The sequence below is a fragment of the Citrobacter sp. S55_ASV_140 genome, assembly GCF_018919505.1.
GTDB lineage: Bacteria > Pseudomonadota > Gammaproteobacteria > Enterobacterales > Enterobacteriaceae > Citrobacter > Citrobacter werkmanii.
Window position 1 is genome coordinate 1 of record NZ_JAHLQZ010000463.1, and the last position, 242, is coordinate 242.

Annotated in this window: 1 protein-coding gene; it reads left to right on the top strand. The window is 54.1% G+C overall.

The genetic code is table 11. The features are described from left to right. Positions 1 to 198 (top strand): DUF1161 domain-containing protein (locus tag KQJ18_RS24540; RefSeq protein WP_216423015.1); only part of this gene is annotated, 198 nt, incomplete at its 5' end. Positions 199 to 242 lie beyond the last annotated feature (44 nt).

A 242-nucleotide genomic window follows, 5' to 3' on the forward strand; every position in this document is an offset into this window, starting at 1 on the left:
ATCATAAATAATGGCGTAGCGGAATCCAGCTTTACGCTGAGTATCGTCCCCAACGATCAGGCCGATCAACCTGATTCACTGGTAGTGGGGCATTGTGCAAACGATACGCATAAGATTCTCTATACCCGGACCAACAGTGGCAATGCCCCCGCCAATAGCACCCCTGCCCAGGACGGGCATGCTGCCGAGCCGCAATAAAATAAATAGTGCCCTCCGCTCGCGGAGGGTCGCTCCCCTTTGAT